The sequence below is a fragment of the Staphylococcus sp. GDY8P94P genome (assembly GCF_017892255.1).
Lineage (GTDB): Bacteria > Bacillota > Bacilli > Staphylococcales > Staphylococcaceae > Staphylococcus > Staphylococcus cohnii.
The window spans coordinates 169,579-195,879 of record NZ_JAESKU010000015.1 but is presented as its reverse complement, the minus strand read 5'-3'; the positions used below and the strand labels follow the sequence as shown (position 1 = coordinate 195,879).

Below are 26,301 nucleotides of genomic sequence, written 5' to 3'. Positions count from 1 at the left end.
ACTATAGACCGATGTATGTTTCATGCATTAATATTAAACTATATTAAAAGGAGTGAATAGACAATGAGTATTTTATCTATAATCCTGCTTGCACTCTTAGTTATCTTATTATTTAGAGTAGGTTTATCTATTTTAAGATTTTTAATCTATGTTGGCATAATTGTATTATGTATTTATCTAGGATACCAAGGCATTCTTTGGTTAATGGAAAATTATAATCAATTTTTCAATTTTATAAATTAAAATTTTAGCGCTTATAGACATTGAAGTCCATTAAGCGCTTTTTAATAAATCAAATGATTATTTTTTCGCAAGTACTTGATAACAATAATAACAACCACACAATAACAGCGCCCAAATAACTCCAAGGACAATCGCACTAAAAACCACATTAAAAAGCGAATGATTATTATCCTTTAAAAAACTTAGTACTGTTGAGGAAATAGTAACACCTATCGTTGAAATCAATAAAGTATTGTAAATATGTTTCATTCTCATATTAGTTTTCATTTTAATCATTTGCATTAAATAAATCACAGGCAATAACAGCGCTACTAAAAGTATACTTTCCATCCTTTAACCTCCTAATTTGATGCCTCAAATATAATATGCTCGTTAAGTATACGATGACAATTTAATCAAACATCATTAGTAATATTATATTTATATCACTGTTATTTAATCAAAGTAACCCGCTTCTACCATGCTTAAATATTCATGGTCGCCTATAATGACATGATCTAATAAATCAATACCTAATAGTTGGCCGCAATCTCTAAGTCTTGCAGTGGTTTTAATATCTTCATTTGAAGGTGTTGTATCACCGGAAGGGTGATTATGTAAAACGATAATTGCATTACTCGCACATTTAATCGCTTCACTAAATATTTCTCTTGGATGAACAATTGAAGAATTTAGCGTACCTACAAATATTGTTTTCTTTTTTATAATGATATTTTTAGAATTTAAGAACAGCACAATAAATTTTTCTTGCGTCAAATGTTCCATCTTACCCATCATAAAATCTGCCACATCTTTAGGGCTAGTAATTTGAATTTTATCATCAACACTTCCGGAATGAATACGTTCACCCAATTCAAAAGCTGCTTTCAATATAAGTGCTTTATATAGTCCCACACCTTTTACTTTATTTAAATCATTAATAGATAACGTTTTTAATTCTTTTAAACTATCTACTGATTTTAATAATTCATTAGCTATATCTAAACTTGAACTGCCTTTTCTTCCTGTATTAATGAGAATAGCTAATAATTCAGCATGTGATAAATACCTAGCACCATGACACAACATACGTTCTCTTGGTTTTTGATGATCTGCAAGTTCATTTATTCTCAATAAACAACAACTCCTATGAATAATCTAGATGTATTTCAGTATCAAAATTAATAATTTTGTAATGTCATTGGAATAACAAATTTTAAAGAAGCATTCAAAAGCGAGGTGTATTTATTCTACTACGAATGATGTGTCATGTTGACTATTTTCTCATTAATTTAATAATTGCTTATTTCTAGCCAAAAAGTTTTAACTCAGAATAAAAGTTTGCTTGTTCTATAAATTATATCAAGATGTTTCTTTACCTTTTTGTGCACTGCCCCACTGTGCAAATAAAAATAAAAGACCTATAATCCCTAAAATTACAGTTCCCCATATATTCAAAGGTAATTCATCTTTAACATATAAATAAATAAGTGTAACCACAAATAAAGTTGGTAAAATGGCGCCCAATAGCTTATTTCCTGTTTTAGATATAAAATATTGCACCGCTAACAATACAGCATAAATAATTGCTGGTGATAATGTCATAAAACATTCATTCCCGTTGTTTTATTCAAGCCCTTTCACCCATCCTTTTAATAATGTACTCAAGTTATATTAGAGTTCGTCAAAATTCAAAAATGAAATAAACTATATTTTATTACAAGGCTAAAAAAGCATAGTAAATTTCAAAATGTAAATTTTCACAAATTAAAATAGCTATGCTTTTAATCGAACTATTCTTCTTTTTTTACTTCTTCTACTGTTTTTTCAACTTCTTCACGTGTCATTTTTTCACGCCCATTTTTCATTGCTTTTAACGTTTTATGTGCGAAAGCTAATGGTAAACGACAGAACAATAAAATCGTCCTTTTATTGATTGCTTTCATATATTCATCCGCTTTTGCTAAATTTTCTTCAGCATATGCAAATAAATCTTCACGCGTCCAGTCGTCGGGAACGAAACTCACATCACGTTCCTCAAGATCTTCTTCTTCATTTCGCAGAATATTTACAGCTTGAAGCCCTCTCCCATAACCTATTGCTAAATCTCTGTCTGTTTTAACATTTGCACAGACGTCCCATAGTTTAGATAGCATTACACCTACAAGTCCTGCTACATAATATGTATAATCATCTAAATCTTCACGAGATTTAATTCTCCAGTTAGCTTTTGCCCATTTTGCCATACCATATGCCATTTCACTAGAAGATTCTCTAACGATTGCCCGAGTATGTTCAGGGCAAGCTGCCAACCAATCTCCTAATCTCACTGAAACTTCAGGTAATTTATCTTTTACTGGATCTATAATTTTTAAATATTTTTCAGAATCAAAAGGCGTATTTAATAACTCGCTAATTTGCATTAACAAACTATGCTTTAAATCATTGTTAATTTCCTCATGATCTTCAATTTCATCAATTGCACGCATAACTAAATATGCACAAGCTACAGAATGTTTTAGTTCTTTTTCTAAAAAAGTAATTGGAATATAAAACGTACGGCTTGTCTCTTTTAAAACGCGCATTGCATCTTTTGGGAATTTCTTTTCTGCCATTTTATGAGTTCCCCTCCCTTTTCTTGATATTATCATATTTTTACATTTTAAAATAGCAAATGCTATACTGATAGCATTTTTACACTTTAATTATTAAAATAAATTAAAAAGCGAGAATAAAATCGACAGTTGTTAATCGATCCCATTGCCCGCTTTTAGAAATTAGCAAAACACGAAATTTAAAAAATATACTTTAAAGTGTTTTAAACTAAAATGTGAATTTATCTCTTGTTATATTATACAAATTCTTCATATTCATAAGGATTCTGTCCTTCAACACGACCATTTTCACCTTTATCTAAAGCATCTATTTTAGCTATATCTTCATCTGATAGTTTAAAATCAAGATAATTAAAGTTATCTCGTTGGTGAGTATATTGTGAAGCTTTAACTACAGGGAAAACATGTTTCTGATTCACCCAATTAATAATGACTTGTGCTGTAGAACGATTATATTTTTCTGCTATATCTTTAATTGTATTATTGGTTAACACATCATTAATCTCACGACCAAGCGGACTCCATGCCTCCGATAAAACACCACGTTTATCGTTTTCTTTGATTAATTCACTATTATTAAAGTATGGATGAATTTCTATTTGATTTGTTGCAGGTGTAACACCTGTTGCCTCTATGATGTCATCTAAATGATCAGGCATGAAATTGGATACACCAATCGATTTTATTAATCCATATTTTTGAGCGTCAACTAATGCTTGCCAAGCTTCTACATATTTACCTTGTTTAGGATTAGGCCAATGAACTAAATATTTATCAAAATAATCTAATCCCGTTCTATATAGTGATTCTTGTATAAGGTTAATTGCTTTATCATATTCATGAGCTGCACCAGGTAGTTTAGCACTAACATAAATTTCTTCTCTTGGAATACTAGAACGACGAATGGCTTCGCCTACCATTCCTTCATTGTTATAGTTTGTGGAAGTATCAATAACTCTATAACCAAAATTCAATGCATTTTCTAATGCTTTAACACCCTTGCCACCTTGAATATTAACTGTGCCTAATGCTATGTGAGGTAATATTGTACCATCATTTAATAGAAATTTTTCATTTAAACTCAATTTATAACTTCCTTTCAATATTTAACAAATTATGTTACAAATCAACCTTAAATTGATTTTAAATCATTACACATATGTTTTACCCACATATGAACTTTTTTAATCTAAATGGATGAGTGAATGAAGCATTGATATCATAAACTTCCTCCGAAAATCCTGAAATGTGATAATACTGTCTCTATACAAAAAGCTATATATATAAATGGAATAAATGGTATTTTAATTTTTCGATTTTTTGTTTTCAACACTAATATCGTAGAAAATATACTACCTATTAAGCATGTTAGAAAGAGTATATTGATAAAAATGGAATATGGTATTAAATATGATAAAAGCGAACAAATTAATATATCACCATATCCAATTGCATTTTTGAATAAAAAATAAAATATATGTAGTAGGAGTGTGGTAATAACAAAATAATAGAGGTTGCCATCAATAATAACTGCACTACTGAAAGCAAATACAAAAAATATGTGCAACGGGATAGATAAAGTTTGTATATCATAGAGAGCAAAAACAAGAAGAAATAAGTATATGCATAAGAAAGTGCATAACGATTTTGCACTTGGATTAAATATCAAATATAAGGCTGGTAGCAATGACAGTACCTCGCCTAAAATATAAAGTCTGCTAAGCGGTTGTTTACAACATGAAGTTTTTCCTAAAAGTCTAATATAACTGAATATTGGTATGATATCTCTGTAGCTCAATTGCTTATTACAGAAATCACATTTGGATCTTGTTGTCAAATACTTTAAGTTAAATGTTTCAACAAAACATAATTGATAAAGAAAGCTAAATAACACAGGACAAACAACAAATAATATAAGCAATGATTCGCCTCCTCTTGCTTATTATAACAATACGAGTCTAGCACTTTAACAAAAACATCACTTTTCAAATAATAATAGAAAAATACAAAAAATAAAGCTAGTCTACCATTTAACAAAACCATTATATAACTTTGGTTAAGGTGCTAAATAATAACTAGCTTTATTATATTCAAATTAAATGTTTAGAAATTCACTTTAGCTTTAACTTCGCTAATGAAATACAAACTACCTGTAATAACTAAGCCCTGTCCTTCATAATTTTCAATAAATCGAACGAAATCATCTACAGTTTCTTTTTGTTCAAATCGTATTTCATCGTAAATTTCTTCTTTTGTGCATGCTTTTGGAAAATCAAAATCCGTAATATACATTGTAGAAGCAATTGTTTTTAATTGATCAACCATTGCGTGAATAGGCTTTCCATTAATAGCCGCATACAATACGTCGACATTGTCTAATTTATAATAGTCTTTTAACGTCGTTATGAGTGCTTCTACACTTTCCAAATTGTGGGCACCATCTATAATCATCAATGGTTCATCTTTAACTTTCTCAATTCTTCCTGTCCAATTCACAGCCTCAATCCCATTAATCATTTTATTAAAATCCAATTCAACTAACCCAGATTCATTTAATTCGATTAATGCTGTAATTGCCAATGCTGCATTCTCTTTTTGATGTTCACCAAGCATATTCAAAATAAGCGTTTCTAGTTCATAATTCTTATAGCGATATGTAAATTCCTCACCTTGAGAAATCACACTAATATCTCTATCTAACTCAATACCTTCTGCATTTTGTTGTTCTACAAAATCGCGAATGATTTTAAGTGCATCTTCATTCTTCACAGCATATATGACAGGCGTTTCAGGTTTAATAATTGCACCTTTATCTTTGGCGATATCTACATATGTGTCGCCTAAAATATCAACATGATCTAAACCAATACTCGTTAAAATGCTAAGTATTGGTTTAAATACATTTGTAGAATCATTCTTTATACCTAAGCCTGCTTCTACTATTACAAAGTCAACTGGATGAATTTCTCCAAAATATAGAAACATCATCGTTGTAATAATTTCAAACTCTGTGGCTGTTCCAAGTTCTGTTTCTATTTCTAATGCTTCACTTACTGGTTTTACCTTTTGAACTAATTCTACAATGGCATCGTCGCTTATTGGTACACCATTTAAACTTATACGTTCATTAAATGTTTCTATAAAAGGAGACGTAAAGGTCCCAACTTCATATCCATTGTCAACAAGCGCTGACCTTAAATAGGCAACTGTTGACCCTTTACCATTTGTACCACCGACATGAATACCATTGATATTAAATTGTGGATTATTTAATTTATCTAGCATCCACTCCATGCGTTTAACACCTGGTTTAATGCCAAATTTAGTTCGTTCATGTATCCAATATAAGCTGTCTAGGTAATTCATGTTAAGGACTCCTATGCTTTTAATTGATTAATTCGTTCTTGTACACCATCATATTTTTCTTGATATGTTTGTTTTTTCTCACGCTCTTCATTAATAATTTTTTCAGGCGCTTTATTAACAAAGTTTTCATTAGCTAGTTTTTTATTGACACGATCTAACTCTTTTTCCCATTTTTCGAGTTCGTTTTCTAAGCGTGCAATTTCTTTATCCATGTCGATTAAACCTTCTAATGGTAATATGACTTCACCAGCAGAAGTAATTGATGTCATTGCTTTTTCAGGGATAGCTATTGTAGTTTGGATAATTAGTTCACTTGGATGACAGAATCTATCAATATAATTTGAATTATTTAATAAAGTTTCTCGTATATTTTCATCTTTTGCTTGAATGAAAATTGGGATAGCTTTTGATAATGGTGTATCTACTTCTAGTCGAGATTGTCTTACGGATTTTATAATTTCAACAAGTTGTTGCATCGTTTCTTTACTTTCATCAAATAGTAACTCATTATTTGATTTAGGCCAAGCTGCATTGACAATCGTTTCACCTTCATGTGGTAAATTTTGCCAAATTTGTTCTGTTACAAATGGCATAAATGGATGTAACATTCTCATTGTATTATCTAACACATAAGTTAATACAGAACGTGTAACTTGTTTTTGAGCTTCATCTTCACCGTTCATAGGTATTTTACTCATTTCTATATACCAATCACAGAATTCATCCCAAATAAAGTTATATAGAGTTCTGCCAACCTCACCAAATTCATAACGTTCACTTAAATCAGTAACTGTATCTATTGTTTCATTTAAGCGTGTTAAAATCCATTTATCTGCTAAAGATAAATTAGTTGATAAATCTACATCTTCAACTTTGAAATCGTCACCAATATTCATCAGACTAAATCTAGCAGCATTCCATATTTTATTTATAAAATTCCAGATTGATTCAACTTTTTCTGTAGAATAACGTAAATCGTGACCAGGAGATGAACCAGTAGCTAAGAAATATCTTAAACTATCTGCTCCATACTCATCAATAACGTCCATTGGATCAACACCATTGCCTAATGATTTGCTCATTTTACGTCCATCTTCAGCACGCACTAACCCATGTAATAACACATCGTTAAATGGGCGTTGTCCTGTAAACTCAAGTCCTTGGAATATCATTCTAGCTACCCAGAAGAATATAATATCATAACCTGTTACAAGTACATTAGTTGGGTAATAACGTTGGAAATCTTCATTTTCAGTATCTGGCCAACCTAATGTTGAAAATGGCCAAAGTGCACTTGAGAACCAAGTGTCTAATACATCTTCATCTTGTGTCCATTCTTCTTGATTTTGTGGTGGCTCTTCACCGACATAAATTTCTCCAGTTTCATTATGGTACCAAGCAGGTATTTGATGCCCCCACCATAATTGTCGTGAAATCGTCCAATCTCTAATTTCTTCCATCCAACGATTAAATGTTTTTTCAAATCTATTTGGCACAAAATCGATTCTGTTATCTGTTTTTTGGTTGTTTAATGCTTGTTCAGCTAATGGTTTCATTTTAACAAACCATTGTGTAGATAGATAAGGTTCAACGACTGCACCAGAACGTTCTGAATGTCCAACAGAATGTTCATGTTCTTCAATTTTAATCACTAAATCCTGTTCGTATAAGTCTTTTACTAATGCTTCACGACATTCAAATCTATCCATACCTTGATATTTACCAGCATGTGCATTCATATGACCAGACTCATCCATAACTGTAATACGTTCTAAATCATGGCGATTACCAATTTCAAAGTCATTTGGATCATGTGATGGTGTAACTTTCATCGCACCACTACCAAAATCGATATCCACATATTCATCTGCTAGTATTGGTAATTCTCTCCCAATTATAGGCAAAATTACAGTTTTACCTATAACATCTTTATAACGATCGTCATTCGGATTCACTACGATTGCAGTATCACCTAACATCGTCTCAGGACGTGTAGTAGCTATCTCAATGAAGCCATTACCATCTGCATAAGGATATTTAAAATGATAAAACTTACCTTGTACATCCTCATGAATTACTTCTATATCAGATAAAGCAGTTCGTGCAACTGGATCCCAGTTGATGATGTATTCACCACGATAAATTAGACCTTTATTATACATATCTACAAATACTTTTTTAACTGCTTTACTAAGTCCTTCATCTAATGTAAAGCGCTCTCTACTATAATCTAAGCCTAAACCTAATTTTGCCCACTGTCGTCTAATAAAATCAGCATACTCTTCTTTCCAATCCCAAGCTTTTTCTAAGAACTTCTCTCTACCTAAATCATGGCGAGATAAACCTTCTTCTTTGAGTTTCGCTTCTACTTTAGCTTGTGTCGCTATACCAGCATGGTCCATACCTGGTAAATAAAGTGTGTCATACCCTTGCATACGTTTCATTCTTGTTATAATGTCTTGTAACGTTGTATCCCAAGCATGACCTAAATGTAATTTTCCAGTTACGTTTGGGGGTGGAATAACGATTGTATATGTTTCTTTTGAATGATCTTCTGCTGCTTTAAAATAGCCGCTATTGACCCACTGGTCATAACGTCCAGCTTCGACTTCGTTTGGATTATATTTGGGTTTCATTTCCATGTGTAAAATCCTCCTTAAATAAATAAAAACCCATCCTATAAAATAGGACGGGTTTTACCGTGGTACCACCTAAATTCAAGAAATTAGTATAATAATTTCAAGCACTTAAAATTATGATTAACGCTCAAACACGCTTTAACCTACTTTATTATCTCAGATTTGACAAGTTTCAGCTAAAGTTCAATGTGGGCTACCTTCAATAAGTTAAATTGTACATTTTCAGCTACCATGTACTCTCTGTTAAATTTCAGCTTATTTACTCTTCCCAGTAGACAATATTTCTTTACTTGATTATAGTATAATGGATATGAAAATAAGTCAATAAAATGGAGTGAAATTTATGAATGAATGTGCATTTGGCACTACAGATCCTGTTTACATTAATTATCACAATGAAAGTTGGGGACATCCTATATATGATAGTTTGAAACTATTTAAATTGATGGCATTAGAATCCCAACATGCTGGGCTATCTTGGTTAACTATTTTAAAGAAAAAAGAATCATATGAACAAGCATTTTATAACTTCGATCCAACGAAAATTGTAAATATGACGTCAGATGATATTGATAGGTTAATGGAGTTTCCCAATATTGTTCATAATAGAAAAAAATTAGAGGCTATCGTCAATCAAGCAGAAGGATATTTTAAAATCGAAAAAGATTATGGCAGTTTTAGTGCGTTTTTATGGTCTTATGTCGATGATAAACCACTCGATTTAGGCTATCGTCAGTCAACTGAACGAATGACAGTAGATGAGCGTGCCACGGAACTTTCTAAAAAATTAAAGCAGTATGGATTTAAGTTTTTAGGTCCAGTCACTGTCTTCTCATTTTTGGAGGCAGCAGGACTATATAATGCTCACTTACAAGCATGCCCTTATAACCCTAACATTTACAATGGCGAAGGTTTTCATTAAAAATAAACCACTTTAATATAGTTAACGAGCAGTTGTCTCATTTATTAGATTTTATTGAATAATAGGATTGTTTTTTCCAAAAAGTGTGTGCTAAAAAATATTTTTAAACTTGCATCAATAATTAATATAGACAGAAAACATGCACAAAAAACTGCTATCAAAATCGTCCAGTTTATCGACAGTCTGACATGAGCTTTTGCTCATGTTTTTTATTTTAAGCATATTCAAGTCTTTTAAAATTAAACAGTGTCATAAGTGTATATTTAGTTTGCTTTCAATTATGACGCTAAATGTATAAAAAAACCACTCCGCAGAGTGGTCAAAAGGATGAAGTACTGGAGGTACTTCGCTTATATAATACCAAAGAAAAATAAGTTGTTCAATATAATAAATATTAAATCGTTGTAAAAAAATAATAGATTTTACAATGCTATATTTCGCTAATCATTTTTATTACTTTCGCTTTGTCTTTCCCTAAATTTAAGAAAATAATTTAACATCGGTGCAATTAAAAATAATATAAAGAAAATTCTAAAGATATGGTAACTAGATATCATCGCGACATCTGCACCAGTTTCAATAGCAACTAAAACAATTTGACTCATGCCTCCAGGGGCGGCACCTAGGAACAATTCGTTCACTTGATGATGTGATACGGTTGCGATAAACAAGACCATGACAAATGCTAATAATATTAATAAAATATTTTGGAATGCAATTGCTATTGCAATTCTCCCTTTCATTTGGTCTAATAACTTTGCTATTTGTATACCTATTCGAATCATATATATAATTTGTGCTGCAGCAATGATGTAATTATCTAGTGTGAAAGTCACACCAGTAAATAAGTTCCATCCTATCAGTACGAGAATAGGAGCAAGTAATTGTTTGGTTGGAAAATTTATTTTTGTCATAACAAAATAAATAACAGCAATTGCAATAATAAGTAAAGCTATATTCGGAATTGTTAAAGCCTGTGTCAAAACTTGTGTAGTTCGTCCAGTAGTTGAATGATTTCCAGAATCTTGAAAAAAATACGATATAAATGGAACTAATATAACAACAAATATGATTCTTGATGTTTGAGTTAAACTAACAACCATTATATTCGCTTTTTTATTTTCCTCTGCCATTATTAACATTTGACTCAAAGCACCGGGAATCACACTTAATATTGCCGTTTCGGTATTAACATTAGCAATTTTTTTGAAAAAATAAGCAATAATTAAAGCTAATATAAGTAACATAATTGTTATCAAAACAATCGTGAGCCAATCATCTTTGATATCAAATATAACATTTTTTGTAAAAGTAGAGCCTATTTGAACTCCTAATAGCACTAAACCAATTTGACTTAACCAAAACGGCCATCTAACATCTAAGTGTAAATAGCGTATACAAACGATACTAGCAATAATTGGTCCAAACATAAAAGGCAGCAAAACATGAGCTGCATTTAGTACTAAACTAAAAATAAGCGCTAATATTAATACGATAAAATTACTTTTTAAATGCTTACTCATTCGCTCACAACTTTCTTTAGTATCGTTATATTTACATACATGACTAATTAAATTAAAAGGAGCGAGTTAGAAATCAAAATGCTTAATTTGATTTCGAATCCTCGCCCCATTTAGGTAAAAGAACTCTAAAAAGTAAGTACAATTAAATGTTATTAATGAGCCCTTTAAAACATAATTTATTTTAACTTAATTGGAAATAACAATATAAATTTTAAGTGCTTAACATTAAACAATACGGCTCAATGCAGTATCAAATGCTGCTAATGTTTTTTCTATATCCGCTTCTGTATGCGCAGTAGAAAGGAATGTCCCTTCAAATTGGGAAGGCGGTAAAAATACACCTTCTTTTGCCATTTCTCTATACATTTGACTAAACATTTCTAAATCACTTTGATTTGCTTCTTCAAAATTAGTTACCGGTCCTTCATTTAAGAAATACCCTATCATAGATCCTGCACGATTCACAGTAATGGGTACATTATGTTTTTTAAAAATATCTTTTAAGCCATTTTCTAATATATCCCCAAGTTTATTGAAGTATTCATATGACTCTGGTGTTAATTGTTTTAAAGTTTCATAACCACTTGTCATAGCTAGCGGATTTCCAGATAATGTTCCTGCTTGGTAAATATTGCCTGAAGGTGCAATATGATCCATGATTTCTTTTTTACCACCAAATGCTGCTGCAGGTAATCCTCCACCTATGACTTTGCCAAGACAAGTTAAATCAGGCATCACATTAAAGTAACCTTGTGCACAATGATATCCCACTCTAAAGCCAGTCATAACTTCATCAAATATTAATAACGAGCCATATTCATTTGTGATATCTCTCAAGCCTTGTAAGAATCCATCTACTGGTGGTACAACGCCCATATTACCCGCTACAGGTTCAACGATAACACCAGCAATGTCATCACCAAACTCTTCAAAAGCTACTTTAATTGACGCTAAGTCATTATATGGTACTGAAATTGTATTTTTCGCAATACCTTCTGGTACACCTGGAGAATCAGGTAATCCTAAAGTAGCAACGCCAGACCCTGCTTTGATTAAAAGTGAATCACTATGACCATGATAACATCCTGTAAATTTCACTATTTTATTTCTACCAGTATAACCTCTCGCTAAACGTAATGTATCCAGTGTCGCTTCTGTACCTGAAGATACCATGCGTAGTTTTTCAATGGAAGGTACACGATCGATAACGAGTTCTGCTAACTTATTTTCTATTAAAGTTGAAGCACCAAAACTTGTACCATTATCAACCGCTTCATGTAAGCTTTCATTTACTTGTTTGTTTTTATGACCTAAAATTAATGGTCCCCAACTTAAAACATAATCAATATATTCATTGCCATCGATATCGTATATTTTTGAACCTTCACCATGATCCATAAAAATCGCCGGCGTATCTACAGATTTAAATGCTCTAACTGGACTATTTACACCACCTGGCATTAGATTTTTAGCTGTCTTCATTGCTTCTATAGAATTATTATATCCCATTTAAAATTGCCTCCTTATTGTTCATCAATATATCTACAAATATCTTTAGAGAAATACGTGATAATCATGTCCGCTCCTGCACGTTTCATTGAAATCATCTGTTCCATCACAACTTGTTTTTCATCAATCCATCCATTAAGTGCAGCTGCTTTCGTCATGCTATATTCACCGCTTACATTATATGCAATTACCGGAACGTTTGTCGTATTACGAACATCTCTAATAATGTCTAAAAAACTCAAAGCAGGTTTAACAATCATCATGTCTGCACCTTCATGTAAATCACTTTCAAGCTCTCTTAGTGCTTCTCTTCTATTTGCTGGATCCATTTGGTACGTTTTTCTATCTCCAAATTGTGGTGCAGATTCAGCAGCATCACGGAATGGACCGAAAAAGCTAGAAGCATATTTAATACCATAACTCATGATTGGTATATTGTAATAACCAGCATCATCTAATCCTGCTCTAATTTCTGCTACGAAACCGTCCATCATATTACTAGGCGCAATGATATCGGCACCAGCTTCCACTTGTGAGATAGCAGTTTTCACTAGCAATGGTAATGATTTATCGTTGTCTACATCATTTGTTTTTTCATTAATAACACCACAATGACCATGATCTGTATATTCACATAAACAAGTGTCTGCGACAACGAGTAAGTCACTGTACATTGCTTTGGCTTTTCTAGTAGCTTCTTGAACAATACCATTATGATCATAAGCACCTGTACCAACAGCATCTTTTTCATTGGGTACACCGAAGAACATTATTCCTCTAATTCCTAAATCATATGCTTCTTTAATTTCTTCATCAAGCAAGTTTAAACTGAGTTGATATACACCTGGCATTGATTTTATTTCTTCTTTAACATTATCTCGTTCTACAACGAAAATAGGATAAATTAAATCCTCTTTGTGTACATGCGTTTCACGAACCATGTCTCTCATAGATTTACTACTACGTAATCTTCTGTGTCTATCAAATTGCATCATTTTCCCAACTTTCTTCAACTTTATTTATTAACGAATCTAATGTTTGAATATTTGATATTGCCGCATCATAACCATATTGCTTTATAGTGTCTAAGGTTTGTTGTCCTATGACGTAATACTGATTAAATTGCGGTGTTTCACTTTGTTCAAAAAAATATCTTACTGCAGATGAACTAGCAAATGTAATGACATCTAGCTCATTATTTCTTATCATATGCTTAACATCTTCAATATTTTTAGTATGTGGTACTGGGCGATATAAATCAATTTTACAAACTTGATAACCTCGTTGACTTAAACTTTTTTGCAATAAAGGCCGTGCCTCAGCACTTGAGGGTATTAAAATTTTGCTGTTTTTTGAAGTTTGAAAGCATTTAAGAAATCCTTCTTGCGAGTAATCTGAAGGATAAAATAACACATCTAAACCCAATGATTTACAATAGTCTGCAGTTTTGGCACCTATTGCAGCGAAATTTTTAACTTTCACTTGTGATAAAAATGGTTGAAAATATTTCACTGCATTTTTAGACGAAAAAATAAGCCAGTCATAGTCGACATCTAATAAATTTAAATCAAATGATAAAGGCTCTACATCTATAAATGGTTTGTGTAGAATAAGCTTGTCATTTTGTTTAAATTTAGAAGTTTGTGTCATAACTATAACTGGTCTCATTATTTTCACCTCGAACGATTATTGTTCTTCGTTTAGCGCTTTAATTATTTCATATGCACCCTGTGCATTTAAGACTTCTGTTACTTTTTCACCAAGTTCTACAGGATCAGTTCCACGTTCTGTTTGTTCGTAACGTTCTTTACCGTCAGGTGACATAATTAGTCCTGTGAATTCTATTGTACCATCACTATTTTTACTAGCATAGCCCCCTATAGGTACTTGGCAGCTACCATTCATGCGTTCTAAAAACGTGCGCTCTGCAGTTACACAATCTGCAACATCTTGATTGTGGACTTTAGCAAGAAGTTCTAGCAACTCCTTGTCATCAGAACGACATTCTATACCTAAGGCACCTTGACCTATTGCAGGTATCAAAGTACGCTCGTCTAAATATGAAGTGACGATATCATCAGACCAACCCATACGTTTTAGCCCAGCTGCAGCTAATAATATGGCATCGTAATCTTCATTATTTAATTTACTCAAGCGTGTATCAATATTACCGCGAATCCATTTTATTTGTAAATGTGGATATTTTGCAAGTATTTGCGCACCACGTCTTAACGAACTAGTACCAACAATACTTTGCTTTGGTAGTTCTTCTAGTGGAATATGATTTTTAGCAATGTATGCATCATATGGATTTTCTCTGTCAGGTATGCAACCTAAAGTCAATCCATCTGGGATCACACTTGGGACATCTTTTAAGGAATGAATTGCCATATCAATTTCTTCATTAAATAAGGCATTTTGAATTTCTTTAACAAACAGACCTTTGCCACCCACTTTAGATAATTGTTTATCTATAATTCGATCGCCTTTTGTTACGATTTCCTTTATTTCCACTTCTAAACTTGGATCTATTGATTTTAATTTATCAATAAATTGTTTACTTTGGGTTAAAGCTAACTTACTTCTTCGTGAACCTACAACTAATTTACGCATCATGCGCATCCTCCTAGAAACAAGTCTATTCATTCAACTTAATTACACTTCAATAAATACCTGTCCATTGATGAAAATCAGATATATGTGAAGCAAAAAATAAATTAATCATACTAAGACAAAACAATAAGATATTAAAGTAAATTAATTTATGCTTAGTTAGTATTTTTTTAACTCTAAAAATCAAATAAATTCCATATAGCAATGTTATGACAGACGACATAATAACTTTAGGGTCTATAATGATGTCTACACCTAAAGTATTTAATCCCCATTGCGCACCTAGTACAATGCTTAATATTATGAAAATAAAACCGATTAAACTACTGTAGAATACCACTTGTTCAAGTGTGGCCACACTACCAATTCTAAAATATTTCTGGTCAAATCGTTTTTGTTTCAAATTATTATATTGCATCAAATACAAGATACAATTTACAAAAGCAAAAGCAAATAATGCGTAACTAATTACTGCCAAACTAATATGCACTATAAGCAATTCATTGATAATATTGAGTTTTTCACCGGTACTTTGATAATGCATAGGTTGGAATGTGTTGATTGCAATGAATAAAAAACCAATCATATTAAATAAAAATATGGATAAGTTTATTTGTTTAATCACATTGATAACTATGGAAATAGAAATAATAAGCCATGCTAACGCAAAAAACACATCAAATATATTCCCTAACGGAATTTGCTTCGTTACATTTACATATAAAGATAAAGAGACTGTTTGTAACATCCAAACAATCCCTAATGAAACAAAACCAATCATTTTAATTCTATGATGTTTTTTCAAAAAATCATAAAAATAACAAGCAATGCTAAATAAATAAATTAATAATATAAGTTCATTTAATCTAATGAACGAAAATTCTTGCATATCATCACCATTTGCATTTGCTTATTCAAAACTAAAAATTTGACTTGTCGTAGCTACATTACTTTTTTTCTTTTTTGGTTTATAGGCTTGTTCAGCTTCAATGTCAAAAATGTTTTGAAATAGCTCTAATTTTTCGTTACTTTTTTTGTCACTACTCAACTCTTTCGCTTGCTTAATAGGATCTTTTAACATTTGGTTAATGATACTTTTTGTATGTTTTGATATTATTTTACGTTCTCTTTCTGTTAAACCAGGAAGTTTTCGATCAATACTACTCATTGTATCTTCTTGAATATCCATCGCTTTTTCTCTAAGTGCACGAATAACAGGAACAACACCTAACATATTAACCCATTCATTATGCGCTTCAATTTCTGCTGGAATTCTTTGTAAAATTTCGTCAGCCGCATTTTGACGTTGCTTTAAGTTAGCATCCACTAAGCCTTTCAAATCGTCAACATCATAATTAAAGACATCTTGATGTGTATCAATGCCTGGTTCAATATCTCTTGGGACCGCAATATCAATCAATACGAGTGAATCATTTTTCCGTTGTGATTGAATAGAAACCATCATGCTATTTGTAATGATATACTCATCTGAACTCGTTGAACTGATCACAATATCCGCATGTGCCAAAAGTTGTGGTAGTGCCTCCATAGATTCATACTTAACATTATGTGAGATTGCTAATTTCTGTGCTTTACTGACAGTCCTATTAACGATTGTCACATCAGTTACATCTGAACCAATCAAATTTAAGAGTGACAGCTCACTCATATCCCCTGCACCAATTATCAATGCGCTTTTATTATTAATTTTGCCAAATACTTTCTTACTAAGTTCAACTGCTGCATATGAAACACTCACTGCATTATCTGCAATATCTGTTTCATTATGTGCTTTTTTCGCGAAAGTAATCGCTTGTTTAAATAGATGATTAAATATAGTACCAGTTGTATCTTCTTCTTGAGCGATAAAGAATGCATCTCTAATTTGTCCAAGAATTTGAGTTTCTCCTAATACTACAGAATCTAATCCCGAAGTAACTTGCAATAAATGTTTTACTGCTGCGTCCCCCACTGTTACTTCACTTATTTGTTTAATCTCTTCTACATCAAATCCAAAATTTCTCGCTAAAAAACGTTGAATATAATAGCGACCCGTATGAATTTGATCAACAACCGCATATACTTCTGTACGATTACATGTTGATAATATTACATTTTCTAAAATAGATTTAGTTTCAAATAAATCAACATTAGCTGAACGTATGGCATCATCTTTAAAAGCAACTTGTTCTCTCAGTGCTACATCTGCTGTACGATGATTAATGCTTATCGCAATTAAATGCATTTATAACGCCCTCCATACATATTACAATAAGTAAATTATAACACAATTATCATTTGAGTTAAGCATCTTGCGCACGTAAATTAGAAATATTCTAATTTACATTCAAATAGTTGTCATAATTTATACAATTTAAAGACCTTTTAAGCTTTTTATAAATATTTTTCAATTATATTCCAGACTTGTTGTTGTTTATTCGCTTGGATAGAAGAATAACTTATAATTTCATCCTCAGGTTCCATTTCAAGCTTTCGTTGGACATTAGCCAAATGTTTCTGTACTTTGCCTTTAGCAATTTTATCCTCTTTTGTAGCAATCACTAATGTCGGAATATCAAAATACTTCAAATAATTATACATTAAAATATCGTCTTCAGTCGGATTATGTCTCAAATCGACAAGCTGAATGACAAGTTTTAAAGATGTTCTTTGAGAAATATATTTTTCAATCATTTTTCCAAATGCTTCACGTTGCTTTTTACTTACTTTTGCATAACCGTACCCTGGCACGTCTACAAATACCAGTTGATTATCAATATTATAAAAATTGAGCGTTTGCGTTTTACCTGGTTGTTGTGAAGTTCTTGCCATATTTTTTCGTCCAATCATACTATTGATAAAGGATGATTTACCAACGTTAGAGCGACCACTAAGTCCAACTTCACTTAATCCAGTTTCTGGATATTGTTCAGGCTTTACCGCACTTATTAATAATTCAATTTCATTAGGATTTATTTTCATTCCCGACCCTCTTTTCTATTAAAGTCACTTCATTATTATATTACACAATTTCACATATTTATATGTATTTTTATATGATTTATACTGCTTTTAAAAAGAAAGAGGCTAAGACATATTAAAAATGTCTCAGCCTCTTAGTTTGAATTTTTAACGTTGACGTACTTGAAATTTTGATAATTATAGTTTATATCAACGTTAATAAAACCTTGCAGGACCACCAACACTCATAAAGTGATGCGTTGGCTTTAGTCCTTATTTCAAAACTGTTTTGTTAAGCAGAAGTTTGTTCCTTATTTACAAGGTTGCCTTCTTTATCGTATAGTTCAGGATCTTTTTCTTCATTAATTGTTTCTTCTGTAATTACTACTTTCACAACACCATCAGAAGATGGAACATCGTACATAATATCAATCAATGCTTCTTCAATAATTGAACGTAATCCACGTGCACCTGTTTTACGCTCAATCGCTTTATTACTAATTGCAGACAATGCTTCGTCTGTAAATTCTAATTCTACATCATCAAGTTCTAACATTTTTGTATATTGTTTTACTAAAGCATTTTTTGGTTGCGTTAAAATATTTTTTAATGCATCTACATCTAATGTTTCTAAATTAGCAACAATAGGTACACGACCAATAAATTCTGGAATCAGACCATATGATTGTAAATCTTCAGGTCTAATTTGTTCTAAGATAGCATCTTCATCATATTTAGATGCTTCACTACTAGAAAATCCAATTACTTTTTCACCAAGTCTACGTTTGATCACTTCATCAATACCATCAAATGCACCGCCTAGTACAAATAAGATGTTTGTAGTATCAATTTGAATTAATTCTTGGTTTGGATGTTTACGTCCGCCTTGTGGTGGCACACTAGCAGTCGTACCTTCAAGAATTTTCAATAGCGCTTGTTGTACACCTTCACCAGAAACATCTCTTGTGATAGATGTATTCTCAGATTTTCTAGCGATTTTATCGATTTCATCGACATAAATAATACCTTTTTCTGCTTTATCTATATCAAAATCAGCTGCTTGAATTAAACGAAGCAATATATTTTCAACGTCATCGCCAACATATCCGGCTTCAGTTAAACTCGTAGCGTCTGCGATTGCAAAAGGTACGTTTAATGTTTTAGCTAAAGTTTGGGCTAAAAGGGTTTTACCGCTACCTGTTGGACCAATTAAGGCAACATTACTTTTTTGTAATTCTACGTCATCTTCATTTGGACCTAAATTTTGAACACGTTTATAATGATTATATACTGCGACAGCTAAAGATTTTTTAGCTTTTTCTTGTCCAATAACATAATCATTTAATTGGTCCATAATTTCTTTAGGAGTTGGTAATTCTGTTAGTCCTTCTGATTCTGATTGAGCTAATTCTTCTTCAACAATTTCTGAGCATAGCTCAATACATTCATTACAAATGTATACACCACTTCCTGCGACTAATTTTTTAACTTGGTCTTGATCTTTACCACAGAAAGAGCATTTTAAATTTTCTTCATCTTCATTGAATTTGAACATTCTATTTACACCCCTATTCCCTAAAGACTATACTAGATAGCATTTTAATATGCAACTTGAATAAATCTCAAGTTTTTTGCACAAAGCATTGTAGCAGACACATTAATTGAATGCATCTGCTACTAGTTTACAATATTAAACAACTATTCTTTGTTTCTACAAACAATATGCTTGAGATATTTTTAATTATGCTTCTGAGTCATCTTTAGATGGTTCTACTAATTTCGCTTCTTCTACTAACATATCGATAACTTTTTGGATACGCACATCATTTTTAACGATGTCAGTACTGCCAAGCGTTTGTTTAATATCTTCTACAGATATATTAAACTGTTCACTCATTTTTTCTAATTCTTTATCGATGTCAGCATCAGATACTTCAACTTCTTCAGCATCGGCAATCGCAGTTAATGTTAAGTTTGTTTTAACGCGTTCTTCAGCATCATCTTTCATTTGTTCTCTTAATTGTGACTCATCTTGTCCAGAAATTTGGAAATAAGTTTCTAAATTAAGACCTTGTTGTTGCATACGTTGTCCAAATTCTTGAACCATGCGGTCTAACTCAGTTTTAATCATCGCTTCTGGAACGTCAATTGTTGTATTATTCGTAGCTTTGTTGATAGCTTCTTCTTTTTGAGTATTTTCAGCGTCTGTTGCTTTTTGTTCAGCTAAACGTTTACGTACGTTTTCTTTATACTCGTCAACTGAGTTAGCTTCTGCATCTAATTCGTTTGCAATTTCATCATTTAGTTCTGGAACGTCTTTATATTTAATTTCATTAACTTTTGTTTTGAATGTTGCTTCTTTACCAGCTAATTCTTCAGCATGGTATTCTTCTGGGAAAGTTACATTAACATCTTTTTCTTCACCAGCTTTAACACCAACCAATTGTTCTTCAAAACCTGGAATGAATGATCCTGAACCAATTTCAAGGTCATAGCCTTCAGCTTGTCCACCTTCAAATTGTTCCCCGTCTACATAACCATCAAAATCAATGTTTACAGTATCACCATTTTCAACTGCACCATCTTCTTTAACAACCATTTCTGCTAAATGTCCAAGTTGATGATCGATTGATTCTTGTACTTCTTCTTCAGTTAATTCAGTATCTTGTTTTTCAATTTCTAAACCTTTGTAATCACCAAGTTCAACTTCAGGTTCAACTACAACATTTGCTTCAAATGTCATGTCTTCACCTTTTTCAATTGATGTTACATTGATTTCTGGTTGATCAACTGGTTTAATACCAGTTTCGTCAATAGCTTCACCATATGCTTCTGGTAATAAGATATCAACTGCATCTTGATACAATGCTTCTACACCAAAGCGTTGTTCAAAAATTTGGCGAGGTACTTTCCCTTTACGGAATCCTGGCACATTAATTTGTTTAACCACTTTTTTGAAAGCTTGATCAATTGCTTTGTCTACTTTTTCTGCTGGAACAGTAACAGATAAAACGCCTTCGTTACCTTCCTTTTTTTCCCAAGTTGCTGTCATGTATAAAAACCTCCATGATTATCCTATTTTATTTTTTCAACTTCATTATTATAGCACACGTCAAAGCTCGACACAAATTATGAATTTTATATGAATAATAAATAAAAAGTTGAAATTATTTTAATTTTTTATTACCTCTTAACATCATTACCCACTTTTCATATGAGTTAATGATAAAACAACCTATTTTTCATTATCTAGTGACACGATGAATGCAAGTACATGATTCGTTTCATCAAGACTTTCTAAACCGACCATAGATTTGAAATAATTTGTGTAACCTTCTATCCAAGTTTGCTTAGTTGCAATTTTTTCAACATTTAATGGATAGAGTAAAATGGCATGATTATTCAACAAATGAAGTGCTTCCTCTACAAGTTGTGCTGCACCATCTTCAAGTTGTTTTAGTACGTTAGGTATAATTTCAGCTTTGAATAAAGTTTGTTCTAATCCTTCAAGATTACGTGGAATCACATTGATTTCATATCCGTATTTATGAATAGAAATCGTTTGATCATTTTTTGCAAAGCGCAAGTATTCCAACATAATACTTACGACATTTGGTGCTAGTTCTAACGTATTCAACAAATGAATGACTGTTTCTTGATAACGATATTGACCATGGTCTATGAGCGTCAACATAATATTAACTTGTTCTTTAAGTGTTAATGTATCAAAATTTTGTAGCATTTGAGCTGCATGTTCATTATGTTTATCAATTTGGCTTAATGCAAATTCTTTGATTGGAAACAGTTCCATTCTAGTTTTATGATCATTAACCTCATCTATGATTTGGTTAATGATTTCGACGACTTCAAAATATTGCCCCAAGCCATTTAAACTTTGTACATAATAAATCATTAAATCATCATAATTTGACATACCTTGTTTTAATAAAATGATTGCTTCTTCACGTAATTCTAAATAATGTTCCATTTTAAAAAGCGTCGCACATTTTAAAAGCGCCATTTGTTCATCAAGTTCGAATTGAGCTTCTAATGACTCAAACAAATCATAGGCTTGCGCTAAATTATTTTCATTAAAAGCTTGCTTAATTTCTCTAATCAACTTTTCCTTTGATCGTGGAAATGGAATGATATCAGACATTGATCAACACCTCTATTGTATTGCCTGTAAAATGAGTGCACTCCATGTTTCAAAGTCATCATAATTATCTATCTTATTATGATTGACCCATTTAATTTTTAAAGTGTCTGTCTCTTTTGCTTCTACATCATTACTATTAACATTTATCTTAAATACAACACCTAAATGAACTTCACCGACTTCATTTGTATCATCGTTGATAAAGCCTATGTATGCTAAATTTTGTGATTTACTTTCAGAAAGTCCCACTTCTTCATTTAATTCTCTCTGAGCATTCACTCTGAGCACTTCATTAATAGATTCGGCCCCTTTAACGTCATTCATATGACCACCGACACCGATTGAAGATTGTCCGTGTAAACGCGTTTCTCCACCACCAGATAGACGTTCATAAACCAAAATTTCATCGTGTTCATTTTCTAATATACAATATGAAATAAGTTGTTTATAACTTGAATTTTCCTCCATATCACCACGACGTTTAATTTCATAATTCGATAGTGTTTCAAAAATGTCTTGTCCTTTATTCGAATTTTTATCTAAAAATCCATTAAATTGATTATTTTCATTATCAAATAAAATTTTTCTTGGTACGACTGTAATCATTTCATCAAATTTAGACATTAGTTTCTCCTTCATGTGTGACTTCTTTGTTATTTTATCAAAACATTTAAGTATCTCAAAATAATACTAATGTCAAAGCTCTAACCAGCAGTGAAATTTTTAATCATCTCATATTCAAATCTCTGAGTTGAAAATAATTATTATATTGACATTCGTTCAAGCCCTCTATTTTAAAGTACTTACGCTTTGCCGATACCACATAAAAGCCTGAGACAATATGGTGTCCCAGGCTTTATTTTAAAATTATTTTAAAGCTTCTTTAGCTTTAGCTACTAATTCACCGAAAGCTTTGTCATCTGAAATTGCGATTTCAGAAAGCATTTTACGGTTAACGTCGATATCAGCTTTTTTCAAGCCGTTCATTAATCTTGAATAACTCATATCATGTTGACGTGCTGCAGCATTAATACGTGTAATCCATAATTTACGGAAGTCACGTTTTCTTTGACGACGGTCACGGAAAGCGTATTGTCCTGATTTCATTACTTGTTGTTTTGCAACTTTGTATAATGTGCGTTTCGCACCGAAGTAACCTTTAGCTAATTTAATCGTCTTTTTACGACGAGCTCTTGTTACTGTTCCACCTTTTACTCGTGGCATAATAAATTCCTCCTTAAAATGTGTACATGCATAATATTTTCGTTGTTTCTTTCGCTATCTCGCTAATTATTTTTTATAAGATAATAATTGTTTTATACGTTTCATGTCTGATTTGTGTACTAATGAAGCTTTACGTAATTTACGTTTTTGTTTAGTCGTTTTATTTGCAAACATATGTGAAGTGAAAGCTCTTGAACGTTTTAATTGACCTGAAGCAGTTCTTTTAACACGTTTAGCAGCTCCACGGTGTGTTTTCATTTTAGGCATGATTCATTTCCTCCTGTATTATCTAGTATTATTTTTCGTTTATCGGGTTAAGCATAATGAACATTTGACGGCCGTCCATTTTAGGTCTTTGCCCAATAGTTGCGATATCTTTACATTCTTCAGCGAATTTTTCTAAAACTCGTTGACCAATTTCTTTATGCGTAATCGCACGTCCTCTGAAACGAATAGAAACTTTACATTTATCGCCTTTTTCTAAGAACTTACGTCCGTTTTTCAATTTAGTTTGGAAATCATGTTCCTCGATTGTTGGACTTAAGCGAATTTCTTTAAGGTTGATTGTTTTTTGTTTCTTCTTCATTTCTTTTTCTTTTTTCTGTTGTTCGAATTTGTATTTACCGTAATCCATAATTCTTGCAACAGGTGGTTTAGCATTTGGAGCCATTAAGACTACATCTAAACCTACTCTTTCAGCCATTTCTAGGGCTTCGGATTTTGATTTAACACCAATTTGTTCTCCATCTTGCCCTATCAAACGTAATTCTTTTGCGCGAATCTTTTCGTTAACTTGAGTCTGATCTTTTGCTATGGTTGACACCTCCAAGATTTTTACGAAATTATCCCAAGCAAAAAGAGCGAGTATACAATATACCCGCTCTTCTCTACACATGATATTTCCATGTATATATAGACCTGCCAACTGCGTTTAGCGTCGCCACAGGTGAGAAGCGGGAGCTTCTACTTGGTTCGTTTCGTATTCAACATTACCTATCTTAGCAACAATATTAATATAAGTCAACAGTTTGTTTTAATTATTATTTAATTTCGTCCATATCTACATCTTGATGTAAGTTCACTTTCTCTAATGGAACCATTCTAGTTTTATAACGCAATTTATGATAAATAAAGAAAGCAAGAAATACCGGAATACCCATATACGTGATTACAAAACGATTCAAGTTAAATTCACCTGTTTTGATAAAATCAACATCTTGTCCAATAATGACTAACACACAAAGTATACCAGCAAAGATTGGACCAAAAGGGAATAATTTAGCTTTGTATTTTAATTTAGATTTATCATAATTTTGCTTATCAAATGCTTTTCTAAATCTATAATGACTAACCGCAATACCTACCCATGCGATAAAGCCAGTCATACCACTTGCAGCAACGATATATTCATAAGCGTCACCGCTCAAATGTTGTAATATAAAGATACCTACGACAATGATTGCTGTCGTGATTAGCGATACATATGGAACACCGTTTCTATTTGTTTTACCAAAAATTGGATAAGCTAATTTATCTTTACTCATAGAGTATAGCATTCTAGTCGATGCATACATTCCAGAATTACCCGCTGATAATACAGATGTCAAGATAACTGCATTCATAAATGAAGCAGCAAAAGCCAATCCTGCGTTTTGGAATACTAATGTAAATGGCGAAGTTGAAATATCATCTCCACCGCCCATTAACGCTGAGCTATCATATGGTATTAACATACCGATTACAAAAATCGCTAATATATAGAAAATCAAGATTCTCCAAAATACTTGTTTAATTGCTTTAGGCACTGCTCGTTCTGGGTTTTCTGATTCACCAGCTGTAATACCGATTAATTCAGTACCTTGGAATGAGAATCCTGCTACTAAGAATACCCCAAGGATTGTTAGTAGGCTACCATCTAATCCGTCACCAAGAATTGGCCCTCCACCTTTAGTAAATGTGTCAAAACCTACGAATTCTCCACCCATAATACCTAGGATAGTAAGTAGACCAATTCCGATAAAGATAATAACTGTAACAACTTTAATTAATGCAAACCAGTATTCACTTTCACCATATACCCTAACGGACAATGCGTTTAGTCCAAATATAATCATTAAGAACAAACAGCTCCAACTCCATGCTGGTATACCTGAAAGTGGTGTCCAATATTGAATCACTTGTGCAGCAATGGTAACGTCCGCAGCAACTGTAATAACCCAGTTGAACCAATAATTCCATCCCAATGCAAAACCAAGTGATGGGTCAACGAAACGCGTAGCATATGTACTAAATGACCCAGAAACAGGCAAATAAGTAGCCATTTCTCCTAAAGATGTCATAAGGAAAAATACCATTGCACCAATAATTGCATATGCAAGTAATGCACCCAAGGCGCCTGCATCATGAATTGCACCACCAGAAGTCATAAACAAACCAGTACCAATACAACCACCAATTGCTATCATGGATATATGACGATCTTTTAGTCCTCTTTTAACTCCATTATTTTGATTTCCTTCTTTTGCCATAGATGCTCCCTTTCCTTTAA

Annotated in this window: 26 protein-coding genes and 2 other annotated features; of the genes, 2 read left to right on the top strand and 24 right to left on the bottom strand. The window is 32.2% G+C overall.

What is annotated here, in order from left to right:
• Positions 1-63: 63 nt before the first annotated feature.
• The gene (locus KA926_RS10350) at positions 64-243 is read left to right on the top strand and encodes a hypothetical protein (protein ID WP_107384774.1); all 180 of its coding nucleotides are present in this window, start codon (positions 64-66) and stop codon (positions 241-243) included.
• A 57-nt stretch (positions 244-300) separates the two neighbouring features.
• On the opposite strand, the gene KA926_RS10345 is transcribed toward KA926_RS10350, so the two are convergent.
• From KA926_RS10345 to KA926_RS10310, 8 genes are all read right to left on the bottom strand, one after another.
• Positions 301-573, bottom strand: coding sequence for a hypothetical protein (locus KA926_RS10345; protein ID WP_210144268.1), 273 nt, complete (start codon positions 571-573; stop codon positions 301-303).
• Between the two features lie 105 nt (positions 574-678).
• Positions 679-1,356 (bottom strand): RadC family protein, encoded by a 678-nt coding sequence (radC, locus tag KA926_RS10340; protein WP_107384772.1) that lies wholly within the window; start codon positions 1,354-1,356, stop codon positions 679-681.
• Positions 1,357-1,584: 228 nt separating this feature from the next.
• Complete coding sequence (locus KA926_RS10335; protein WP_210144267.1) at positions 1,585-1,827, bottom strand: hypothetical protein; 243 nt, start codon at positions 1,825-1,827, stop codon at positions 1,585-1,587.
• A 188-nt stretch (positions 1,828-2,015) separates the two neighbouring features.
• Positions 2,016-2,837, bottom strand: coding sequence for a squalene/phytoene synthase family protein (locus KA926_RS10330; RefSeq protein ID WP_210123447.1), 822 nt, complete (start codon positions 2,835-2,837; stop codon positions 2,016-2,018).
• 236 nt (positions 2,838-3,073) lie between these two features.
• Positions 3,074-3,922, bottom strand: coding sequence for an aldo/keto reductase (locus KA926_RS10325; protein ID WP_210144266.1), 849 nt, complete (start codon positions 3,920-3,922; stop codon positions 3,074-3,076).
• 134 nt (positions 3,923-4,056) lie between these two features.
• Positions 4,057-4,731, bottom strand: coding sequence for a prepilin peptidase (locus tag KA926_RS14200; RefSeq protein WP_419109908.1), 675 nt, complete (start codon positions 4,729-4,731; stop codon positions 4,057-4,059).
• A 209-nt stretch (positions 4,732-4,940) separates the two neighbouring features.
• On the bottom strand, positions 4,941-6,203 hold the full coding sequence (locus tag KA926_RS10315) for a bifunctional folylpolyglutamate synthase/dihydrofolate synthase (RefSeq protein WP_210144264.1): 1,263 nt from the start codon (positions 6,201-6,203) through the stop codon (positions 4,941-4,943).
• Between the two features lie 11 nt (positions 6,204-6,214).
• The gene (locus tag KA926_RS10310) at positions 6,215-8,845 is read right to left on the bottom strand and encodes a valine--tRNA ligase (RefSeq protein ID WP_210144263.1); all 2,631 of its coding nucleotides are present in this window, start codon (positions 8,843-8,845) and stop codon (positions 6,215-6,217) included.
• A gap of 40 nt (positions 8,846-8,885) precedes the next feature.
• Positions 8,886-9,127: a binding site (T-box leader), on the bottom strand.
• A gap of 58 nt (positions 9,128-9,185) precedes the next feature.
• On the opposite strand from KA926_RS10310, the gene KA926_RS10305 reads away from it, so the two are divergent.
• Positions 9,186-9,764, top strand: a complete 579-nt coding sequence (locus tag KA926_RS10305) for a DNA-3-methyladenine glycosylase I (RefSeq protein WP_210144262.1) — start codon at positions 9,186-9,188, stop codon at positions 9,762-9,764.
• 440 nt (positions 9,765-10,204) lie between these two features.
• Here KA926_RS10305 and KA926_RS10300 read toward each other — a convergent pair whose 3' ends face one another.
• The 16 genes from KA926_RS10300 to KA926_RS10225 form a co-directional block, all read right to left on the bottom strand.
• Positions 10,205-11,287, bottom strand: a complete 1,083-nt coding sequence (locus KA926_RS10300; RefSeq protein WP_192946657.1) for an AbrB family transcriptional regulator — start codon at positions 11,285-11,287, stop codon at positions 10,205-10,207.
• A 225-nt stretch (positions 11,288-11,512) separates the two neighbouring features.
• Positions 11,513-12,796 (bottom strand): glutamate-1-semialdehyde 2,1-aminomutase, encoded by a 1,284-nt coding sequence (hemL, locus tag KA926_RS10295; RefSeq protein ID WP_210144261.1) that lies wholly within the window; start codon positions 12,794-12,796, stop codon positions 11,513-11,515.
• Positions 12,797-12,810: 14 nt separating this feature from the next.
• Entirely contained in the window at positions 12,811-13,788 is a 978-nt protein-coding gene (gene hemB, locus KA926_RS10290; RefSeq protein ID WP_107384319.1) for a porphobilinogen synthase, read from the bottom strand.
• On the bottom strand, positions 13,778-14,464 hold the full coding sequence (locus KA926_RS10285; protein WP_192946655.1) for a uroporphyrinogen-III synthase: 687 nt from the start codon (positions 14,462-14,464) through the stop codon (positions 13,778-13,780). Before KA926_RS10285 ends, hemB begins: the two co-directional genes overlap by 11 nt.
• Positions 14,465-14,482: 18 nt before the next feature.
• Complete coding sequence (gene hemC / locus KA926_RS10280; protein WP_192946894.1) at positions 14,483-15,409, bottom strand: hydroxymethylbilane synthase; 927 nt, start codon at positions 15,407-15,409, stop codon at positions 14,483-14,485.
• A 49-nt stretch (positions 15,410-15,458) separates the two neighbouring features.
• Entirely contained in the window at positions 15,459-16,298 is an 840-nt protein-coding gene (gene ccsA, locus KA926_RS10275) for a cytochrome c biogenesis protein (RefSeq protein WP_192946654.1), read from the bottom strand.
• A 21-nt stretch (positions 16,299-16,319) separates the two neighbouring features.
• The gene (hemA, locus tag KA926_RS10270) at positions 16,320-17,654 is read right to left on the bottom strand and encodes a glutamyl-tRNA reductase (RefSeq protein ID WP_192946653.1); all 1,335 of its coding nucleotides are present in this window, start codon (positions 17,652-17,654) and stop codon (positions 16,320-16,322) included.
• Positions 17,655-17,803: 149 nt separating this feature from the next.
• On the bottom strand, positions 17,804-18,391 hold the full coding sequence (yihA, locus tag KA926_RS10265; RefSeq protein ID WP_107384314.1) for a ribosome biogenesis GTP-binding protein YihA/YsxC: 588 nt from the start codon (positions 18,389-18,391) through the stop codon (positions 17,804-17,806).
• A 271-nt stretch (positions 18,392-18,662) separates the two neighbouring features.
• Positions 18,663-19,925 carry an ATP-dependent Clp protease ATP-binding subunit ClpX gene (clpX, locus tag KA926_RS10260; protein WP_019468482.1) on the bottom strand — a complete coding sequence of 421 codons (1,263 nt, stop codon included), beginning with the start codon at positions 19,923-19,925 and terminating at the stop codon, positions 18,663-18,665.
• Positions 19,926-20,111: 186 nt separating this feature from the next.
• Positions 20,112-21,422 carry a trigger factor gene (gene tig / locus KA926_RS10255; RefSeq protein ID WP_107504912.1) on the bottom strand — a complete coding sequence of 437 codons (1,311 nt, stop codon included), beginning with the start codon at positions 21,420-21,422 and terminating at the stop codon, positions 20,112-20,114.
• Between the two features lie 183 nt (positions 21,423-21,605).
• Complete coding sequence (locus tag KA926_RS10250; protein ID WP_210144260.1) at positions 21,606-22,529, bottom strand: hypothetical protein; 924 nt, start codon at positions 22,527-22,529, stop codon at positions 21,606-21,608.
• 12 nt (positions 22,530-22,541) lie between these two features.
• The gene (locus KA926_RS10245; protein WP_192946651.1) at positions 22,542-23,153 is read right to left on the bottom strand and encodes an NUDIX domain-containing protein; all 612 of its coding nucleotides are present in this window, start codon (positions 23,151-23,153) and stop codon (positions 22,542-22,544) included.
• 243 nt (positions 23,154-23,396) lie between these two features.
• The gene (gene rplT / locus KA926_RS10240; protein ID WP_019468478.1) at positions 23,397-23,753 is read right to left on the bottom strand and encodes a 50S ribosomal protein L20; all 357 of its coding nucleotides are present in this window, start codon (positions 23,751-23,753) and stop codon (positions 23,397-23,399) included.
• 66 nt (positions 23,754-23,819) lie between these two features.
• Positions 23,820-24,020, bottom strand: a complete 201-nt coding sequence (gene rpmI, locus KA926_RS10235; protein ID WP_210144259.1) for a 50S ribosomal protein L35 — start codon at positions 24,018-24,020, stop codon at positions 23,820-23,822.
• A 28-nt stretch (positions 24,021-24,048) separates the two neighbouring features.
• On the bottom strand, positions 24,049-24,576 hold the full coding sequence (gene infC / locus KA926_RS10230; RefSeq protein WP_037539866.1) for a translation initiation factor IF-3: 528 nt from the start codon (positions 24,574-24,576) through the stop codon (positions 24,049-24,051).
• Positions 24,577-24,599: 23 nt separating this feature from the next.
• Positions 24,600-24,728 (bottom strand) — a sequence feature (ribosomal protein L20 leader region).
• Positions 24,729-24,793: 65 nt separating this feature from the next.
• Entirely contained in the window at positions 24,794-26,281 is a 1,488-nt protein-coding gene (locus tag KA926_RS10225; protein ID WP_019468475.1) for an amino acid permease, read from the bottom strand.
• Positions 26,282-26,301: the final 20 nt, after the last annotated feature.